This window comes from Polynucleobacter sp. JS-JIR-II-c23 (genome assembly GCF_035011225.1).
Classification (GTDB): domain Bacteria; phylum Pseudomonadota; class Gammaproteobacteria; order Burkholderiales; family Burkholderiaceae; genus Polynucleobacter.
The window spans coordinates 287,398-305,114 of sequence record NZ_JAYGQT010000001.1 but is presented as its reverse complement, the minus strand read 5'-3'; the positions used below and the strand labels follow the sequence as shown (position 1 = coordinate 305,114).

17 protein-coding genes and 1 other RNA gene are annotated in these 17,717 nt (G+C 46.7%); 3 read left to right on the top strand and 15 right to left on the bottom strand.

The features are described from left to right. Nucleotides 1–23 precede the first annotated feature (23 nt). Entirely contained in the window at nt 24–1,094 is a 1,071-nt protein-coding gene (gene ruvB, locus VC159_RS01700; RefSeq protein ID WP_323472512.1) for a Holliday junction branch migration DNA helicase RuvB, read from the top strand. On the opposite strand, the gene tyrS is transcribed toward ruvB, so the two are convergent. After that, on the bottom strand, nt 1,091–2,323 hold the full coding sequence (tyrS, locus tag VC159_RS01695; RefSeq protein WP_215360455.1) for a tyrosine--tRNA ligase: 1,233 nt from the start codon (nt 2,321–2,323) through the stop codon (nt 1,091–1,093). The two genes, ruvB and tyrS, sit on opposite strands and share 4 nt — an antisense overlap. A gap of 76 nt (nt 2,324–2,399) precedes the next feature. Between tyrS and VC159_RS01690 the strand changes: the two genes are divergently transcribed. Next, nucleotides 2,400–3,527: an anhydro-N-acetylmuramic acid kinase gene (locus tag VC159_RS01690; RefSeq protein WP_323472511.1), complete on the top strand. Its 1,128-nt coding sequence runs from the start codon at nt 2,400–2,402 to the stop codon at nt 3,525–3,527. A 20-nt stretch (nt 3,528–3,547) separates the two neighbouring features. Here VC159_RS01690 and erpA read toward each other — a convergent pair whose 3' ends face one another. From erpA to rplM, 4 genes are all read right to left on the bottom strand, one after another. After that, nucleotides 3,548–3,922 (bottom strand): iron-sulfur cluster insertion protein ErpA, encoded by a 375-nt coding sequence (gene erpA, locus VC159_RS01685; RefSeq protein WP_068319574.1) that lies wholly within the window; start codon nt 3,920–3,922, stop codon nt 3,548–3,550. 68 nt (nt 3,923–3,990) lie between these two features. Next, nucleotides 3,991–5,049: an N-acetyl-gamma-glutamyl-phosphate reductase gene (gene argC, locus VC159_RS01680; RefSeq protein ID WP_323473547.1), complete on the bottom strand. Its 1,059-nt coding sequence runs from the start codon at nt 5,047–5,049 to the stop codon at nt 3,991–3,993. Nucleotides 5,050–5,169: 120 nt separating this feature from the next. After that, a complete protein-coding gene (gene rpsI / locus VC159_RS01675; protein WP_072582726.1) occupies nt 5,170–5,571 on the bottom strand; it encodes a 30S ribosomal protein S9 in 402 nt (133 codons plus the stop codon). Between the two features lie 9 nt (nt 5,572–5,580). Beyond that, entirely contained in the window at nt 5,581–6,009 is a 429-nt protein-coding gene (rplM, locus tag VC159_RS01670) for a 50S ribosomal protein L13 (protein WP_072582725.1), read from the bottom strand. Nucleotides 6,010–6,418: 409 nt separating this feature from the next. Here rplM and VC159_RS01665 point away from each other — a divergent pair, with 409 nt between their 5' ends. Then, the gene (locus tag VC159_RS01665; protein ID WP_323472510.1) at nt 6,419–6,841 is read left to right on the top strand and encodes an OsmC family protein; all 423 of its coding nucleotides are present in this window, start codon (nt 6,419–6,421) and stop codon (nt 6,839–6,841) included. Here the strand turns inward: VC159_RS01665 and rnpB are convergent. The 10 genes from rnpB to VC159_RS01615 form a co-directional block, all read right to left on the bottom strand. Further along, nucleotides 6,842–7,148, bottom strand: an RNA gene (gene rnpB / locus VC159_RS01660) — RNase P RNA component class A. Nucleotides 7,149–7,207: 59 nt separating this feature from the next. Continuing rightward, nucleotides 7,208–8,266: a dihydroorotase gene (gene pyrC / locus VC159_RS01655; RefSeq protein ID WP_323472509.1), complete on the bottom strand. Its 1,059-nt coding sequence runs from the start codon at nt 8,264–8,266 to the stop codon at nt 7,208–7,210. Nucleotide 8,267: 1 nt separating this feature from the next. Further along, entirely contained in the window at nt 8,268–9,620 is a 1,353-nt protein-coding gene (locus VC159_RS01650; protein ID WP_323472508.1) for a glycerate kinase, read from the bottom strand. 9 nt (nt 9,621–9,629) lie between these two features. Further along, the gene (locus VC159_RS01645) at nt 9,630–11,453 is read right to left on the bottom strand and encodes an ABC transporter ATP-binding protein/permease (protein ID WP_323472507.1); all 1,824 of its coding nucleotides are present in this window, start codon (nt 11,451–11,453) and stop codon (nt 9,630–9,632) included. 37 nt (nt 11,454–11,490) lie between these two features. After that, a complete protein-coding gene (gene nudB / locus VC159_RS01640; protein WP_323472506.1) occupies nt 11,491–11,934 on the bottom strand; it encodes a dihydroneopterin triphosphate diphosphatase in 444 nt (147 codons plus the stop codon). A 22-nt stretch (nt 11,935–11,956) separates the two neighbouring features. Further along, nucleotides 11,957–13,756: an aspartate--tRNA ligase gene (gene aspS, locus VC159_RS01635; protein ID WP_323472505.1), complete on the bottom strand. Its 1,800-nt coding sequence runs from the start codon at nt 13,754–13,756 to the stop codon at nt 11,957–11,959. Between the two features lie 16 nt (nt 13,757–13,772). After that, the gene (locus VC159_RS01630) at nt 13,773–14,426 is read right to left on the bottom strand and encodes a DUF502 domain-containing protein (protein WP_215358654.1); all 654 of its coding nucleotides are present in this window, start codon (nt 14,424–14,426) and stop codon (nt 13,773–13,775) included. Between the two features lie 52 nt (nt 14,427–14,478). Further along, on the bottom strand, nt 14,479–16,065 hold the full coding sequence (ubiB, locus tag VC159_RS01625; RefSeq protein WP_323472504.1) for a ubiquinone biosynthesis regulatory protein kinase UbiB: 1,587 nt from the start codon (nt 16,063–16,065) through the stop codon (nt 14,479–14,481). Between the two features lie 3 nt (nt 16,066–16,068). Continuing rightward, nucleotides 16,069–16,689 (bottom strand): ubiquinone biosynthesis accessory factor UbiJ, encoded by a 621-nt coding sequence (locus VC159_RS01620; RefSeq protein WP_323472503.1) that lies wholly within the window; start codon nt 16,687–16,689, stop codon nt 16,069–16,071. 53 nt (nt 16,690–16,742) lie between these two features. Then, entirely contained in the window at nt 16,743–17,651 is a 909-nt protein-coding gene (locus tag VC159_RS01615; RefSeq protein ID WP_323472502.1) for a Tim44-like domain-containing protein, read from the bottom strand. Between the last annotated feature and the right edge of the window lie 66 nt (nt 17,652–17,717).

Here is a 17,717-nt window from a genome sequence, read left to right as displayed (position 1 = left end):
CTAAACAGCACTAAACTCTCAGCATGGCAATACATACAGACGACCTCAGCTCTATTCCTGAAGATTTACCGGAAGGTAATGCCCGCATTGTGAGCGGTGCAGCAGGCAATACTGAAGCCGTCTTTGAAAGAGCGCTGCGTCCCAAACAACTCGATGAGTATGTTGGCCAAACTAAGGCCAGAGCGCAATTAGAGATTTTTATCAGCGCTACGAGAGCACGCCAAGAAGCTTTAGATCACGTTCTTTTATTTGGGCCTCCTGGACTTGGTAAAACTACTCTTGCTCACATCATTGCAAGAGAGCTTGGTGTGAACTTACGTCAGACCAGCGGTCCTGTTCTAGATAGACCGGGCGATCTTGCTGCCTTACTCACTAATCTAGAAGAAAACGATGTGCTCTTTATTGATGAGATTCATCGCTTATCTCCAGTTGTGGAAGAAATTCTGTACCCCGCACTAGAGGATTACAGTCTAGACATCATGATCGGCGAAGGCCCTGCAGCGCGCAGCGTGAAGATTGATCTCAAACCGTTTACCTTGATCGGTGCAACTACTCGTGCCGGCATGCTCACCAATCCTTTGCGTGATCGTTTTGGTATTGTGGCCAGACTCGAGTTCTACACGACTGAAGAACTCACCAAAATCATTAATCGTTCAGCCAGCTTACTTAAGGCTGACATTGACCCAGAAGGCTCCGTTGAAATTGCACAGCGGGCTCGTGGCACACCACGTATCGCTAACCGCTTACTGCGAAGAGTGCGCGATTATGCAGAAGTTAAAGGCACTGGTACGATTACCAAGGCCATGGCTGATGCAGCACTCAAGATGCTGGATGTAGATCCAAGCGGATTTGATGTGATGGACAGAAAGCTACTGGAAGCCATCTTGCACAAGTTCGATGGTGGCCCAGTGGGCATTGATAACTTAGCAGCAGCGATTGGTGAAGAGCGCGATACGATTGAAGATGTTCTTGAGCCCTATTTGATTCAACAAGGATACTTACAAAGAACTTCAAGAGGCAGAGTAGCAACCCGTCAAGCCTATGAACACTTTGGGTTAACGCCGCCTAGTGGTAGCGCTAGCTTAGAAATTTAGACTAACGTCACTTTCGCAAACTTACGCTTACCAACCTGCACTACGTAAGTTCCAGCTTCAACCTTTAATTGCTTATCAGCAACGGTTACTCCATCAATCTTTACGCCGTTTTGCTCAATATTGCGCATCGCTTCAGATGTAGATGGAGCAAGAGCTGCAGCCTTCAAAAGATTGGCGATTGCCATAGGCGCACCAGAGAGATTTACTTCTGGAATGTCATCAGGCACACCGCCTTTAGCGCGGTGATTAAAGTCTTCTAATGCTTTTTCTGCTGCGGCTTGCGAGTGGAAGCGTGCCACGATTTCTTGGGCGAGCAGTACTTTGCAATCCTTTGGATTTCTGCCAGCAGCGACTTCTTGCTTCATGAGATCAATTTCAGCCATTGGTCTAAATGACAGCAATGTGAAGTAATCCCACATCAAATCATCTGAGATGCTTAAGAGCTTGCCAAACATATCGCCAGCTGGCTCACTGATGCCAATGTAATTACCTTTGGACTTACTCATCTTTTCAACGCCATCCAGACCAACGAGAAGTGGCATTGTCAAAATACATTGAGGCTCTTGGCCATACTCACGCTGGAGCTCACGTCCAACTAGAAGATTGAACTTCTGATCTGTACCCCCCAACTCTAAATCACTCTTCAGTGCAACAGAGTCATAGCCTTGCATCAGTGGATATAAAAACTCATGAATCGAAATGGGCACACCATTGCGATAGCGCTTAGTAAAGTCATCACGCTCTAACATGCGAGCAACAGTATGTTTAGCAGCCAACTGAATCATGCCGCGCGCGCCCAATGGATCACACCACTCGCTGTTGTAACGCACTTCGGTTTTAGAAGGATCGAGCACCATGCTCGCTTGGCGATAATAAGTTTCCGCATTGACGGCTATTTCTTCTGCGGTCAATGGGGGACGTGTAGCGTTACGACCCGATGGATCACCAATCATGCTGGTGAAATCGCCAATCAAGAAAATAACGGTATGACCCAAATCCTGTAACTGGCGCAACTTATTCAATACAACGGTATGACCCAGATGAATATCTGGAGCTGTTGGATCTAAACCCAATTTAATCCGCAATGGCGTCTTAGTAGCTTGGCTACGAGCCAGTTTCTGAACCCAGTCCGCCTCAACCAATAGCTCATCGCAACCACGTTTGGTGACTTCGAGCGCTGCAAAGACTTCGGGGGTCAAAGGATATTTTTGTTCTGGTTTAGCCATCATGCTGATTCGGATTGCTGATTCAGTTAAATTAGTAGTTAAATTGCTAAAGCATAATTGTCGCATTCCTGAGAGCTACATGAACAAACACCATTCCCTCTATATCGGCCTGATGTCTGGCACCAGCCTGGATGGGATAGATGCCGTTCTGGCCAAGATAGGATCCAATGGGGAAGCCAGTGCGCTAGACGCCATTAGCACCCCTTTCTCACCAGAGCTCCGCAAGACCCTATCCGAGCTTCAAAGTCCTGGCCCAAATGAGCTCCATCGCGAAAAACAGGCAGGTAATGCCCTGGCCCTGGCCTATGCAGAAGCTGTTAGCCAGTTACTCAGAAAAGCAAATCTACAGCCCTCTGAAATCACCGCCATCGGCGCACATGGACAAACGATTCGCCACCAACCACATCTTGGGGACATGGCTTATACACATCAAACGCTCAACCCAGCCCTCTTGGTAGAAAAAACGGGCATTGATGTCATCGCCGACTTTAGAAGTCGGGATTTGGCTGCGGGCGGGCATGGTGCGCCTTTAGTGCCCGCGTTTCATGCGCAGCAATTTGTAGAAGATAAACATTTAGCCATTCTCAATATTGGTGGCATTGCTAATCTCACACTGCTTCCAAGGAATGGTGAAGTTACGGGTTTTGATTGCGGTCCAGGAAATATGCTGATGGATGCCTGGATACACGAGCACCAGGGCAATGCCTTTGATGAAAATGGTAATTGGGCATTGCAGGGCAAAGTCAATGAGGCGCTACTTAAGAAAATGTTGTCTGATTCTTTCTTTGCAAAAGCCCCTCCTAAGAGCACTGGTAGAGACGACTTTCATCTTGCTTGGTTACATGAAAAAATAGGTGCAGATAATTATCTATCCGAAGATGTGCAGGCTACATTGCTGCAACTCACTGCCCACTCAGCCCTCAAAGCTTTGGTACGCCATGCCCCGCAAACCCAGAAGCTAATTATCTGTGGAGGCGGCGCCAGAAATAATGCCTTGATGAATCTCTTCAAATTACAGTCGCAGCAATTCTTCAAAAAGCCATTAGAAATTACTACAAGCGAGTCGGCAGGAATTGATCCACAGCTTGTGGAAGGCCTTGCTTTTGCATGGCTTGCGTGGGCCCATAAAGAAAAACGGCCAGCAAATTTGCCGGCCGTTACGGGAGCGAAGGGGCCTAGAATTCTAGGTGCTTGCTATCCTGCTTAAATAATTAAATTCTTTTTTAATTAAGCAGAGAAAGAAGATCCGCAACCACAAGTAGTTTGCGCATTTGGATTCTTGATTACAAACTGTGATCCATTGATGTCTTCTTTGTAATCAATCTCAGCACCAACTAAATATTGGAAGCTCATTGAATCTACCAACAAAGTAACACCATTCTTTTCAAAGAGAGTGTCATCTTCATTCACAGCATCATCAAACGTGAAGCCATACTGAAATCCTGAGCAACCGCCACCTTGAACGAATACGCGCAGCTTCAATTCTGGATTGCCTTCTTCAGCAATCAAGTCCGCCACTTTCGCAGCAGCGCTATCCGTGAACACCAATGGGGTTGGCGGCTCGGCTAAATCTTGTGCAGGTTGTGTAGCTAATTCGGTCATGATTTACTCCCAATTCAAAAGGCAATATCTTATTTTAGGCTTTTAATGCCCAGTTTGCTGAAGGGTCATTATGGGGAAACGGCGATCTGGGTAAGACCCATAGTCTCTGGCAACCCAAACATCAGGTTCATGCACTGCACGCCCTGCCCTGAAGCACCTTTCACCAAATTGTCCTCAACCACCAAAATAACTAAAGTATCACCGCCGCCTGGACGATGGATCGCAATCCGAATGCCATTGCTACCCCGAACAGAACGCGTCTCTGGATGACTGCCTGCTGGCATGACATCGACAAACGGCTCATCCTGATAGAAATTCTCATACAGCTTTTGGTAATCAACGTCTTTACCAGCCTCAGTCAAGCGAACATACAAAGTCGAATGGATACCTCTAATCATCGGCGTTAAATGCGGTACGAAGGTCAAACCGATCTGATCATGGCCAGCGATTGCCTTTAAGCCCTGTTCGATTTCCGGTAAATGACGATGTCCCTTCACGCTGTAAGCCTTGAAGTTATCACTTGCTTCAGACAATAGTGTGCCGATCTCTGCTTTCCGGCCAGCGCCAGAAGTGCCTGACTTCGAATCAGAAATAATATGGGTACCATCGATGAAGTGTTTACCACCAGTCGATTTAGGCGACAGCAAAGGCGCGAGACCTAACTGCACTGATGTTGGATAACAACCTGCCAAACCCACTACGCGCGCTTTCTTAATAGCCTCACGATTAATCTCCGCCAAACCATAGACCGCTTCAGCCAAAATTTCTGGGCAGATGTGCTCCATGCCATACCACTTGGCAAATTCTTTGACATCCTTCAAACGAAAGTCTGCGGCAAGATCCAAAATCTTCACATTGTTAGCGAGCAATTCTTTTGCTTGTGCCATTGCAACGCCATGTGGGGTTGCGAAGAACACCACATCACATTCATTCAGCTTGGCTTCATCTGGTGTCGTAAATTTGAGAGCAACACGACCACGTAAAGATGGGAACATCTCAGCCACTGGCATGCCAGCTTCTGTACGAGAAGTAATTGCAGTGAGCTCTACCTCAGGATGCTGCGCCAATAAACGCAACAACTCCACTCCGGTATATCCAGTGCCACCTACGATGCCAACTTTAATCATGCCATTCTCCAAAATACCGATCATGAGAAGTTTCTTTTAAAACTTCTGAATACCTCAATTGTAGAAACAAAAAGGGCCGCTTGCGCGACCCTTTCGATAAAACTTGAGCGACTGAAAGAATTAGCGCTTGCTGAACTGCTTACGACGACGCGCGCCGTGCAGACCAACTTTTTTACGCTCAACTTCACGAGCATCGCGAGTTACCAAACCTGCTTTAGACAGGGCTGGCTTCAAGGCGTTGTCGTAGTCGATCAATGCACGAGTAACACCGTGACGAACTGCACCAGCTTGGCCAGTTTCACCGCCACCAGAAACGTTTACTTTGATATCAAAGGTCGTTAAGTGGGCTGTGAGAGCCAAAGGCTGACGAGCGATCATGCGCGATGTTTCACGAGCAAAATAGGCATCGATAGGCTTACCATTAACAATGATTTCGCCTTTGCCAGATTTAATGAATACACGCGCCACAGAACTCTTGCGACGACCAGTACCGTAATTCCAATTTCCGTAATTAATAGCCATTTGGGTTCCTTAAATCTCTAACGCTTTAGGCTGTTGAGCCGTGTGCGGATGATTAGCGTCGCCATAAACTTTCAATTTCTTGATCATGGCATAGCCTAGTGGGCCTTTTGGCAACATACCCTTCACAGCCTTCTCCAAAGCGCGACCTGGGAAACGGTCTTGCATTTTGTCGAAGTTAGTCGAGCTAATACCGCCTGGGTATCCGCTGTGACGGTAATAAATTTTGTTCAAGCCTTTTGTGCCTGTGACACGGAGCTTAGATGAATTGATGACAACGATAAAGTCGCCAGTATCAACGTGTGGGGTGTATTCAGGCTTGTGCTTGCCGCGTAGACGGAGTGCCACTTCACTGGCGACACGACCGAGGACTTTGTCCGTAGCGTCAATCACGAACCATTCATGCACTACCTCATGGGATTTTGCAGAAAAAGTTTTCATGATTTCTCAAATTGTTATAGTCAAAAAAATTACCCCAACCAAACTACGTCCACCTTGGCCCTGCTTATATTTGCAAGCTCGCAGATTCTGCAATTCAACTGGTACAACAAATTACCGCTGACCGGCTCGGTAATTCAGTAAAGCCTTGAATTGTAACCTAAAAAAAACCCAGGAACGAGTCCTGGGTTGGAATCCACCTATGTTTGGGTGGAGGAGACACTGGGAGGTAAGTCGCAGTCTTATACAAGACTGACTACCAATATGGTTATTGTATCCATATGCATGGTGCGACGCAAGAATATTGACCAAAATCAATATTTTTATGTTGCTATGCAGCAACTTGATTTCCCATAAAATAGGTAAACTATTGATAATATTGATTAATTTAGTAAGTTAGGAATCACTAATAATGGAATGTCGAGTAAGTTGGTTGGGTAATGGCGGCATGGCTTTTTCTGCAGAAACTGGCAGTGGCCACCTCGTAAACATGGATGGTGCCCCTGAAGCTGGTGGCAAAAACCTCGCTCCAAGGCCAATGGAGCTTCTTTTAGCGGGTGCAGGCGGATGCTCTGCATTTGATGTGGTTTTAATCCTACAGAGGGCCCGTCAAGCCATTAGCGGCTGTGAAGTGGCCCTCCAGGCTGAGCGGGCTTCAGAAGACCCGAAAGTCTTTACTAAGATCAATTTGCACTTTACGGTCAAAGGAAAAGACCTAGATCAGGCAAAGGTAGATCGCGCCGTAAAGCTCTCACATGAAAAATATTGCTCGGCTACGACCATGTTGGCTAAAACTGCAGAACTGACTTACAGCGTCGAAATCATTGCGGAATAAGTGCAGAGTCAATCGATAAGCCGGATTCTGTCGCCTAGATTTGCATCTAGGGGCAATCATTCCTCTAGGCCGGCAGTTACCTGACGGCTCAAGCTCCCTACCCGCAGACTCAGCGGGACGCCTCATCGCCTGCTTACTTGGGATTGCTCCAGGTGGAGGTTACCGCGTTTCACCGTAACTAAATACGCTCGTCTCTGTGGCCCTATTCCTCACGTCGCCGTGGATGGCCGTTAGCCATCACCCTTCCCTATGGAGTCCGGACTTTCCTCCCCCTCAATAAAGAGGCGGCGATTGCCCAATTGACTCTGCGCCTGCAGTCTAACGCAGTCGGGCCAATTTGGCTAAGAAAGTAATGATTCGTGTTTTTTAAACGAGTGACCAGGCGATGGTTTCGCCAGCACGCAGCGGAACGATAGTGGCATCACCCAATGGCAATTCAGCAGGGATACTTTGCGCTTGTTTTACCAGAGTAATTTTTCTGCTATTGCGTGACAGAGAATAAAAATCAGGGCCAAAGAAACTAGCAAAGCCTTCTAACTTATCCAGCTTGCCAACACTCTCAAATGCCTCGGCATATAAACCTAAAGCATTAAAAGCGCTATAGCAACCCGCACAGCCACAAGCCGCCTCTTTGGCACCCTTAGCATGAGGCGCACTATCAGTGCCTAAGAAGAAACGAGAGTTTCCGCTAGTAGCGGCTTCTAGAAGAGCAACGCGGTGATCTTCACGCTTAAGCACAGGTAAGCAATAATTGTGTGGACGAATGCCGCCAGCAAAAATAGCATTGCGATTCATGAGCAAATGCTGCGGAGTAATCGTGGCGGCAATCGTATTCCTTCCATCCGTCGCTGCATCACGCACATAATGGGCCGCCTGCTTAGTAGTGATGTGTTCAAAAACAATTTTGAGCTCAGGAAATTTTTTGCGTAGAGGCTCTAACACCTCATCAATAAAGACCGCCTCACGATCAAAGATATCAATTTCAGAGCTGGTTACTTCACCATGCACTAAAAGCGGCACACCAACAGCCTGCATCGCTTCTAATGCCGAATGGCAATGTTGAAGATCACTAACACCAGCATCACTGTTCGTCGTAGCGCCAGCGGGGTACAGTTTGAATGCTGCAATACCTTCAGCCTTAGCCTTACGAACTTCATCTGCAGAAGTATTGTCAGTCAGATATAAAGTCATCAAAGGCGTGAAGTCACTGACACCTAGAGACTTTAAATTCGATTCAATGCGAGATTGATAGGCCTTAGCCAAATCCACAGTAGTCACTGGTGGCTTGAGATTAGGCATGATGATAGCGCGCGCAAATTGACGCGCAGTATCTGCCAACACATCCTTCATCACTTCACCATCACGAATGTGTAAATGCCAATCGTCTGGCTGAATCAGTTGAATTTGCGTAGGGCTATTAGACATATTATTTATCGAGCAAGATGATGCGGAAATCATTCACATTGGTAAGTGTAGGGCCAGTTTCCACTAAAGCGCCCAATTCTGCAAAGAAGCCATAGCAATCATGTGCTGATAAGAATTTCTCTGGCGCCAGGCCTGCAGTATGGCCAGCTTGGCGCACGGCGCTATCAAACCAGGCACCAGCGTTCTTTTCGCTGCCGTCTATTCCATCGGTATCCGCAGCCAAGGCAGCCATTCTTGGCAGATCAGAGCTAGCAGCCAAAAGTGAGAGTAGATATTCACTGCAACGACCACCACGGCCTTTAACGCCTGCTGGAATAGTAACGGTACATTCACCACCTGAAATGAAGGCAAGCGGCTTAGTAATTCCCTTGGCCATGTATTCACGAGCTAACGCAGCCTGCTCCACACCCACTTCTTGCGCCTCACCAGTAATAGTGTCCCCCAAAACAATGGGTTCATAACCCTGCGTGCGCACATAGTCAGCGGCAGCCTCTAAACTTTTATAAGCAGTTGCAATCACATGATTGGCCACTTGGGCGGAGATTAAATCAGAATCTTTTAGAGTCTCTGGCTTTTCACCAGCCAAACCTTGTTTGAGATGTTTCAATACTGATGCGGGAATAACCGAATCATCCAATTCATATTTTTGCAAAATATTGAGCGCATCTAAATACGTTGAATAGTCTGCAGCACACGGGCCGCTAGCAATATCCGCTGGCGAGTCACCTGTAACATCAGAAATTAATAAAGCCTCTACTCGTGCGCCATGGGCAATAGCTACTCTAGCTAAATTGCCACCCAAGATTGCAGATAAATGTTTACGCACCACATTCATTTCTTCAATAGGCGCACCACTACGCAAGAGCGCTTCAGTGGTCTTGCGCATGTCATCAATCGAGATACCCTCTTGCGGCAAGGTAAGAAGGCTTGATCCACCACCAGAGACTAAGGCGATCAATACGTCGCCTTTTTCCAATTGATTGGCTAAGGCAAAAACTTCTTTAGCCCCATCCATGCCAGCCTGATCGGGCACAGGATGGCCCGCCTCAATAATTTTGATATGGGTGGTTGGTGAACTATGACCATAACGAGTGAGAACAACACCTTCCAATTTCGCGTGCGGCCAATGTACTCCTGCATGAGCCTCTAATGCACTAGCCATCGAAGCGCTAGCCTTGCCCGCACCCACCACCAAACATTTACCCTTAGGCTCTTGCTCGACTGGAAATATTTTTGCTAAATACTGGGGAACAATGACCTGTGGATCAGCAACTGCCACTGCAGCAGAAAAAGTGTTTTTAAGAATTACTTCTTTACTTGCTGCCATAGAGGGAGAAGAAATTTTTTGAATCATCCAGCTATTTTAATCAACAGTCGCACGCTCTTGCATCTGCCACATCTCCGCGTATCTTCCTTGAGCTGCAAGCAACTCTTCGTGAGTTCCTCGCTCCACAATCTGACCACGGTCCATTACTAAAATTTGATCCGCATGAATAATGGTAGATAGTCGATGAGCAATGATGAGCGTCGTACGGTTCTTGGCCAAACTGAGTAGCTCTTCCTGAAAAGCGCGTTCTGTTTTGGAGTCTAGAGCTGAAGTTGCTTCATCAAAAATCAACATGGCTGGTTTCTTGAGAAGGGTTCTCGCAATCGCCACGCGTTGCTTCTCGCCCCCAGATAGCTTTAAACCCCTCTCGCCGACCTGAGTGTCATAACCGTCTGGCAAGCGCTTAATAAAGCTATCGATTTGAGCTGCCCTAGCCGCCTCTTGCACCTCTTCAATCGTTGCCGAAGGATCGCCATAGGCAATGTTGTAACCAATCGTGTCATTGAATAAAACGGTATCTTGCGGAACGATGCCGATTGCCTTACGCAAGCTAGACTGCGTCACATCTTGAATATTCTGTCCAGCGATCAGAATTTCTCCTGACTGCACATCATAAAAACGGAATAGCAATCTGGCGAGAGTACTTTTACCTGCGCCACTTTGACCCACTACCGCCGTAATGGTTCCAGCAGGAATATTGAAGCTGACATCACGCAGAATTTCACGCTTGGCATCATAGTGAAACGATACATGTTCAAACTTTACATCCGGGCCATGTCCTTGGTCATGAACTTGCAGCGGCCTTGCTTCTGGAGAATCAGCAATCTCTTTATCGGTATTCAACAGAGAAAACATCCGATCCATATCAGTCAATGACTGCTTAATTTCACGATATATGACCCCCAAGAAGTTCAGCGGAATATAGAGCTGAATCATTAAGGTATTTACCAGGACCAGATCGCCCAAAGTCATCGTGCCATTGACAACGCCGACAGTAGCGCGCCACAGAATCAACATTAAGCCAGTAGCAATAATGATCTGCTGACCAAGATTTAAAACGGCTAAGGTCTTTTGTGACTTCACTGCCGCAGATTGATAACGCAGCAGGTTTTCATCGTAACGTCTGGCCTCAAAGGCCTCGTTACCAAAATATTTCACAGTTTCAAAATTCAAGAGGGAGTCAATGGCCTTTTGATTGGCTTTTGAATCCATATCATTCATGGTGCGGCGGTAATGGGTACGCCACTCAGTAACCATCACCGTAAAAACAATATAGAGGACTAAGGCTGTAAATGTAATTGCAGCAAACCAAATATCGTATGAATAGGCAAGGTAGCCCAACACCAAACAAAACTCAATTACTGTTGGCAAGATGCTATAGAGCGAGTAAGAAATCAGTGACTGAATACCGCGTGTACCGCGCTCGATATCTCGACTCACGCCACCCGTCTGACGGGCTAGATGAAAGCTCAGCGCAAGTGAATGCAAGTGCTCAAATACCTGAAGCGCTACTTTACGAACTGCATTCTGGGTAACCTTAGCAAATAAAGCTTCACGCAACTCTGTAAACAAGGATGCGGAAACTCTTAATAAGCCATAGGCCAGAATAATTCCCAAGGGAACAACTAAAAGGGCCTGGGGAGAACTTGCTTTGATGTCCAAAGAGTCAATTAACTCTTTCATCACAATTGGAATGCCCAGATTAACTACCTTAGCAGCAATCAGGCAGCTCAGGGCAATGATTACCCGAAAGCGGTACTCCAAAAGATAGGGAAGAAGATCGCGAATGACGCGCCAATCACCGCGCCCTGGTGTTTTTAAATCTGCGTTACCGTGATGATGTCCTGATGAATGTCTCATCGCTCTATCTTATTCCTAATTCACTATTTGACTAGGCTTAGTTCGCAGCAAACAATTTCAGAATAGCCTCGCCATTGCTGCGAGAAAAACATTTCTTAGCGGCCTCTTCATAAGGTAGCCACTCAAACGCAACATGCTCTCTAGGGGCAAGTGTAACTGGGGTGCTCTCTGGAACTTCTAGCGCAAACCAGTGCTCGATATTCCGGGTAACACCTGGGGCATAGCGAAAGCGCCACTCAGGATAGATTTCATACTCGATTTGATGATGCAGGTTTTGTAATGCATTTTTTGGTAGGCGATCCACCGCAATGCCCGTCTCTTCAAATACTTCTCGGATAGCTGCAAAGGCCAGATCCTCATCGAGAGCATCAAGACTTCCAGTAACGGATTGCCAAAAGTCAGAGCGGTCAGCGCGCTCTATTAATAAAACATCCCTATTCGATTTGTAGATAACGACTAAAACCGAAATAGGGATTTTCAAAGTGGGAACTAATTAAATTACTTTAAGCGGCAGGAGTCGCTTGACGCAAACGAATATGCAACTCACGCAACTGACGCTCGTCCACTGGGCTTGGAGCCTGAGTTAACAAGCATTGAGCACGTTGTGTTTTAGGGAAGGCAATCACATCACGAATGGATTCTGCACCAGTCATCATAGTTACGATGCGATCCAGACCGAATGCGATACCACCGTGAGGAGGCGCGCCATACTGAAGTGCATCCAACAAGAAACCAAACTTTGCTTGTGCTTCTTCCGCATCAATTTTTAATGCACGGAATACCTGGCTTTGAACCGCCTCTTGGTGAATACGGACTGATCCGCCACCAATTTCACTACCGTTCAATACCATGTCATACGCTTTTGCCAAGCACTTACCTGGATCAGACTCCAGATACTTCATGTGTTCATCTTTAGGACTGGTAAACGGATGATGGCAGGCAACCCAACGGGCTTCACCTTCATCGTAGTCAAACATTGGGAAATCCACTACCCACAATGGTTTCCAACCTTCTGTAAAGAGACCATGGGCTTTACCCCAAGCAGACTGACCAATGCGTAAACGTAAATTACCAATCGCATCGTTTACTACTTTTTCTTTATCGGCACCAAAGAAAATAATGTCGCCATCTTTTGCACCGGTGCGCTTCAAGATGCCCTCGATCGCTGTATCATGCAAATTCTTCACGATTGGTGACTGCAAACCATTGCGGCCTTCAGCAACAGAATTCACCTTAATCCAAGCCAAGCCTTTAGCGCCATAAATACTGACGAACTGAGTGTAGTCATCGATTTCACTGCGGCTAATTTCAGCGCCGCCAGGAACGCACAAGCCCACAACACGGCCACCAACCTGATTCGCAGCACCCGAGAACACCTTGAAATCAACGTCTTTCATTAAATCGGTCAATTCGGTGAATTCAAAGTTCACACGTAAATCTGGCTTATCAGAGCCAAAACGCGCCATACCTTCTGAGTAAGGCATGGTTGGGAATGGATTAGGCAACTCAACATTCATCGTCTTCTTGAAAATATGACGAATCATGTTTTCAAACAAATCACGAATTTCTAACTCACTTAAGAAAGCAGTTTCACAGTCGATCTGGGTAAATTCAGGTTGACGATCTGCGCGCAAATCTTCGTCACGGAAACACTTAGTGATTTGGTAGTAACGATCAAAGCCAGCGACCATTAACAATTGTTTAAACAGTTGTGGAGATTGTGGCAATGCAAAGAACTGACCGTCATGTACACGGGATGGTACTAAATAATCGCGCGCGCCTTCTGGGGTACTCTTAGTGAGCATCGGTGTTTCGATATCGATAAAGCCAGCATCATCCAAATAGCGACGACACTCCATTGCCACGTTGTAACGCAAACGTAAATTCTTTTGCATTTGTGGGCGACGCAAATCTAATACACGATGAGTCAATCGAGTAGTCTCTGACAAATTCTCATCATCAATCTGGAATGGCGGAGTTACAGAAGCATTCAGAATCACCAAGCTATGGCAGAGGATCTCTACTTTTCCACTAACCAAATCCGTGTTCTCAGTGCCGGCAGGACGTGCACGTACAAGGCCTTTAATTTGAATACAGAACTCGCTACGAACTTGCTCAGCAAGAGCAAACATCTCTGGGCGATCAGGATCGCAAACAACCTGCACAAAACCTTCGCGGTCACGCAAGTCAATAAAGATCACGCCTCCGTGGTCACGACGGCGATTAACCCATCCAGCAAGAGTGACTTCTTGACCAATCAGTGAATCAGTTACCTGGCCGCAGGTATGGCTTCGCATTGACATAACAATTTCCTATAAATCAAAAATGGCGTGGCAACTGGGATGCAGTTAAGCCACTAGAACTATTGGGAGGAACAGAGCCCATTGAAACAATATGTTTCAGAGCCTCTTCCACACTCATCTCTAATTCAATCGTTTGTGCTCGTGGCACGATCATGAAAAAACCAGAGGTTGGATTTGGGGTTGTAGGCAAAAATACGTTAACGTAGTCTTCACCCAATTTGGCAGTCACTTCTTTTGCTGGGATACCAGTTTGAAAAGCGATTACCCAAGAATCCGCATGGGGATAGCGAATCAACAAGGCTTTGCTAAAAGCCTGTCCACTTCCAGAAAATAAAGTCGATGAGACTTGCTGAACGCTGGAATAAATGGAACGAACAATCGGTATGCGATTAACAAATTTATCCCAGACCTTTAACCACCACTGTCCTGCAAAATTAATCGCAGTCAATCCAGTGAGTAGGATGACCACAATCACAATCAATATTCCAACGCCTGGGAGATCGCGGAAATGCTGCAAATCTCTCGCAGCATCTTCAGGGAGAACCACAATAATGGCGTGCATTACAGAGCCAAAAACACCGTCGAGCAGACCCAAGCCCCAAGCAATCACCCAAATGGTGATCGACAATGGTGCCCAAACGAGGATGCCAGCAATAAAGTATTTTTTCATGTGTTCTGCCTAACCCGCTATTTTAGCGGGTTAGGAGCCAATCAGCGAGAGACTAATAAATACCTAGGCTGATGATCAAAATTCCAGCCAAAAACCCACCGGCAAAGAGTAAAGCACCCGCCAACAGGCGGTGTGTACGTCTTTCTTGTAATAAAAGCGCCTTTAAGACCTCTAATTCCCCATTTTGGTCTTTGATGGGGGAACGGGCCTTCGCTAGGCTATCCGCAATCAAACGGGGCAATGTTGGCAGAATTTTGGCCCAAGTAGGCGCCTCTTCTTTAATGCCATCAATGAGACCACGCCACCCCAACTGCTTGCTTACCCATTTTTCCAGAATCGGCTTAGCCGTTTTCCAAAGGTCTAGATCAGGATCCAACTGACGGGCCAGACCTTCAACATTCAAGAGGGTTTTTTGTAGCAAAGTGAGCTGCGGCTGGATTTCCACCTTAAAACGACGGGAGGTCTGGAACAAACGCATCAGCACGATGCCCAAGGAAATTTCTTTCAGAGGACGATCGAAATACGGTTCGCAAACTGAACGTACCGCACCCTCTAATTCTTCAACGCGGGTATTCGCTGGAACCCAACCTGATTCGATGTGTAACTCAGCAACGCGACGGTAATCGCGATTAAAGAATGCCAAGAAATTCAAGGCTAAATAATTTTTATCAGATTCACTTAACGCGCCGACGATTCCAAAATCTAGAGAAATGAAACGGCCAAATGTTTCTGGCTCTAAGCTAATCATGATGTTACCGGGATGCATATCCGCATGGAAGAAGCCATACTCAAATACTTGAGTAAAGAATATTTCTACGCCATCTGAAGCCAACTTCTTAAAGTCAACTCCTGCCTCCCTGAGTGCCGCCGTCTTACCAATCGAGATGCCATACATCCTCTCCATGACAATCACATTGGTGTGACATAAATCCCAGCACATCTCCGGAATCATTAACTTATTCGAATCCGCAAACTGCCTACGTAGCTGACTCGCATTAGCGGCTTCGCGCATGAGATCAAGCTCATCATGCAAATAAGTATCAAACTCCGAAACGTTCTCACGCGGCTTTAAACGACGGCCATCTTCGGAGCTTTTTTCAATCACTTTGGCTAAGTCGTACATCAAAGCCAAATCACCCTCAATCACTGGCAGAATCCCGGGGCGCAAGACTTTAATGGCTACTGAACGACCCTCCCATTCAGGATGCTTATCTGTGCCACGCAAGACTCCGAAGTGCACCTGCGCCACTGAAGCGCTAGCAATAGGCGTTGCATCAAAACTAATAAACACTTCTTCAATTGGTTGACCTAGATCTGCTTCAATCAAGCGACGAGATTCTTCGTTTGAGAATGGTGGCACCTGATCTTGTAATTTAGCCAACTCATTGGCAATATCTTCTGGCAATAAATCGCGACGCGTAGAGAGCACCTGACCAAACTTCACAAAAATAGGACCTAGTGCCTCGAGCGTTAATCGAATACGCTCACCTCTAGGCAGATGACTGCCCGGAGACACCCAACAAAGCATTGTTAAAAATCCGCGACGAATGCCCGGCTTTAGAAGATCGCGAAGAAGTGGCAATAAACCATAACGCCATGCGGTAAAGAAAATGAAAAAGAGACGAGCAATTCGACGCACGATTTATTTAGCCTTTTGCTCTAGAAGTTGAATACGTTTTTCCATACGATCTACAGACTCGCGCAAATCACTTAATTCGGATTTACGCACCATAAAGTCTCGCTTATTTAAAAGTACTTTCTTTTCTTCGCTGACATACTCCACTACATTGTCCAGCAAATCCATTGCAGCAGAGCGCGTGGCGGACACAAACTGTTTACCCTGCCTTACTGCAAAGTTTGCAGGCGCATCTCCTACTAGGCGAGCTAAATCTTCCTCGTATTCCCAGCGCAGCTGACCAGCAAGACGACCCAATAATTGGGCTAAGTCTGCATCACCAGTAATTTTGACTGCTTTGAAAGCTTGCTCTCGCAAAGAACCAGTACTGCCTGCCAAGTCGCTCAATGCCTTGGCAGAAACCTCTAAAGTGAGCGAAGGCGCCTCAATCTCTTTTAAGCTAGCCAATAAACCATCTGGCTTGATCTCAAAACACAGATTACCTAGCGGAAGTTGTAACAATATTGTTTTGTTGGCATGGCGAGCCAATTCAGCAGACGCCCAAGGCTCGCTACCCAACACGTGATTAATCCCCCGGCAGGCTGCGCCAGAAGCAATCGTATGGGTAGTCGAAAAATGTCTGTTCATGAGTGTAAAAAACCCGCACTAGTGCGGGTTTTCCGACGGAAAGTACCTAAAGCTTAAACCAACTGGGAGATACCCGCCAGTACCCAGCCGCCAGGACCTTCCACAGGCTTACTTAAATTCCAGATTTCGGAGAAGTCGCTAGCTGGAGCGCCCTGCTGCTCACGAATCATGCCGCTGAACTGAACGCTACAGAAATAGTGGGCATCTGCTGTCTCAACCCCCAAGAGCTGAGCATTAATGGTCACAACATCGGTTTGATTGCTGCCATCAGTTCTACCCGCCAAATCTTGCTGAATCGTGGCAAACATGTCGGGGGTTGTAAATTCACGTAAGGACGCGAGATCGCCTTGATCCCAAGCTTTTTGCAAAGTTACAAAATATTGTTTTGCATTTTCCAAAAATGTTTGCTGATCGAAACCAGGGGGCAAAGTTGACTGAAATACCTCAGGCTCTGCACTCACCCCACCGAATGCATTTGCAGCAGGAGTGAAGGCAGGTTCTTGTCTTGGCATCTCAACGCTATTGCGCTGCATGCCTTGTGATGGCGCATTTGAGTTTTGACCAGCACCAGACATCGCTGGCAATAATCTACGAATCACAAACATAATGACAAAGCCGGCCAACATTGCAATCAGCAAACCAGTAATCAATGAAGAAGCTGCTTCACCTAAACCAAAATGCGATAAGAGGTAACCAATTCCGAGGCCCGCAGCTAAGCCACCCAAAATACCACCCATGCCACCAAAACGACTAGGCGCAGGTGCTTGAGGAGCTGGGGCTGGAGTAGTCGGTTGCGCTTGCTGAACCGGCTTTTGCACAGGTGCAGCCTGACGTTGCATTGGCGCACTTGGGGCTCGACCAAGACTTCTTCCGCCGCCTAAGCGAGCAGCATCAACCTGACCAACCATTGCAATAATCAAAGTAAAACTCAAGAGAACTGCTTTAAAAAAATGTTTATTCATTTTTATGTCTACCCCTTCAGATAACTACTCAACTTCTTTAGTTTTTAAGACTTTAAAAACTATACG

Excerpts from the sequence above, each read along its gene's own strand:
- ruvB (WP_323472512.1), top strand. The coding sequence starts at position 24 with ATGGCAATACATACAGACGACCTCAGCTCTATTCCTGAAGATTTACCG.
- rpsI (WP_072582726.1), bottom strand. The coding sequence starts at position 5,571 with ATGGCTATTAATTACGGAAATTGGAATTACGGTACTGGTCGTCGCAAG.
- VC159_RS01665 (WP_323472510.1), top strand. The coding sequence starts at position 6,419 with ATGGAATGTCGAGTAAGTTGGTTGGGTAATGGCGGCATGGCTTTTTCT.
- VC159_RS01615 (WP_323472502.1), bottom strand. The coding sequence starts at position 17,651 with ATGAATAAACATTTTTTTAAAGCAGTTCTCTTGAGTTTTACTTTGATT.
- VC159_RS01690 (WP_323472511.1), top strand. The coding sequence starts at position 2,400 with ATGAACAAACACCATTCCCTCTATATCGGCCTGATGTCTGGCACCAGC.
- VC159_RS01630 (WP_215358654.1), bottom strand. The coding sequence starts at position 14,426 with ATGAAAAAATACTTTATTGCTGGCATCCTCGTTTGGGCACCATTGTCG.
- erpA (WP_068319574.1), bottom strand. The coding sequence starts at position 3,922 with ATGACCGAATTAGCTACACAACCTGCACAAGATTTAGCCGAGCCGCCA.
- argC (WP_323473547.1), bottom strand. The coding sequence starts at position 5,049 with ATGATTAAAGTTGGCATCGTAGGTGGCACTGGATATACCGGAGTGGAG.
- VC159_RS01620 (WP_323472503.1), bottom strand. The coding sequence starts at position 16,689 with ATGAACAGACATTTTTCGACTACCCATACGATTGCTTCTGGCGCAGCC.
- pyrC (WP_323472509.1), bottom strand. The coding sequence starts at position 8,266 with ATGTCTAATAGCCCTACGCAAATTCAACTGATTCAGCCAGACGATTGG.
- VC159_RS01650 (WP_323472508.1), bottom strand. The coding sequence starts at position 9,620 with ATGATTCAAAAAATTTCTTCTCCCTCTATGGCAGCAAGTAAAGAAGTA.
- rplM (WP_072582725.1), bottom strand. The coding sequence starts at position 6,009 with ATGAAAACTTTTTCTGCAAAATCCCATGAGGTAGTGCATGAATGGTTC.
- aspS (WP_323472505.1), bottom strand. The coding sequence starts at position 13,756 with ATGTCAATGCGAAGCCATACCTGCGGCCAGGTAACTGATTCACTGATT.
- tyrS (WP_215360455.1), bottom strand. The coding sequence starts at position 2,323 with ATGATGGCTAAACCAGAACAAAAATATCCTTTGACCCCCGAAGTCTTT.
- VC159_RS01645 (WP_323472507.1), bottom strand. The coding sequence starts at position 11,453 with ATGAGACATTCATCAGGACATCATCACGGTAACGCAGATTTAAAAACA.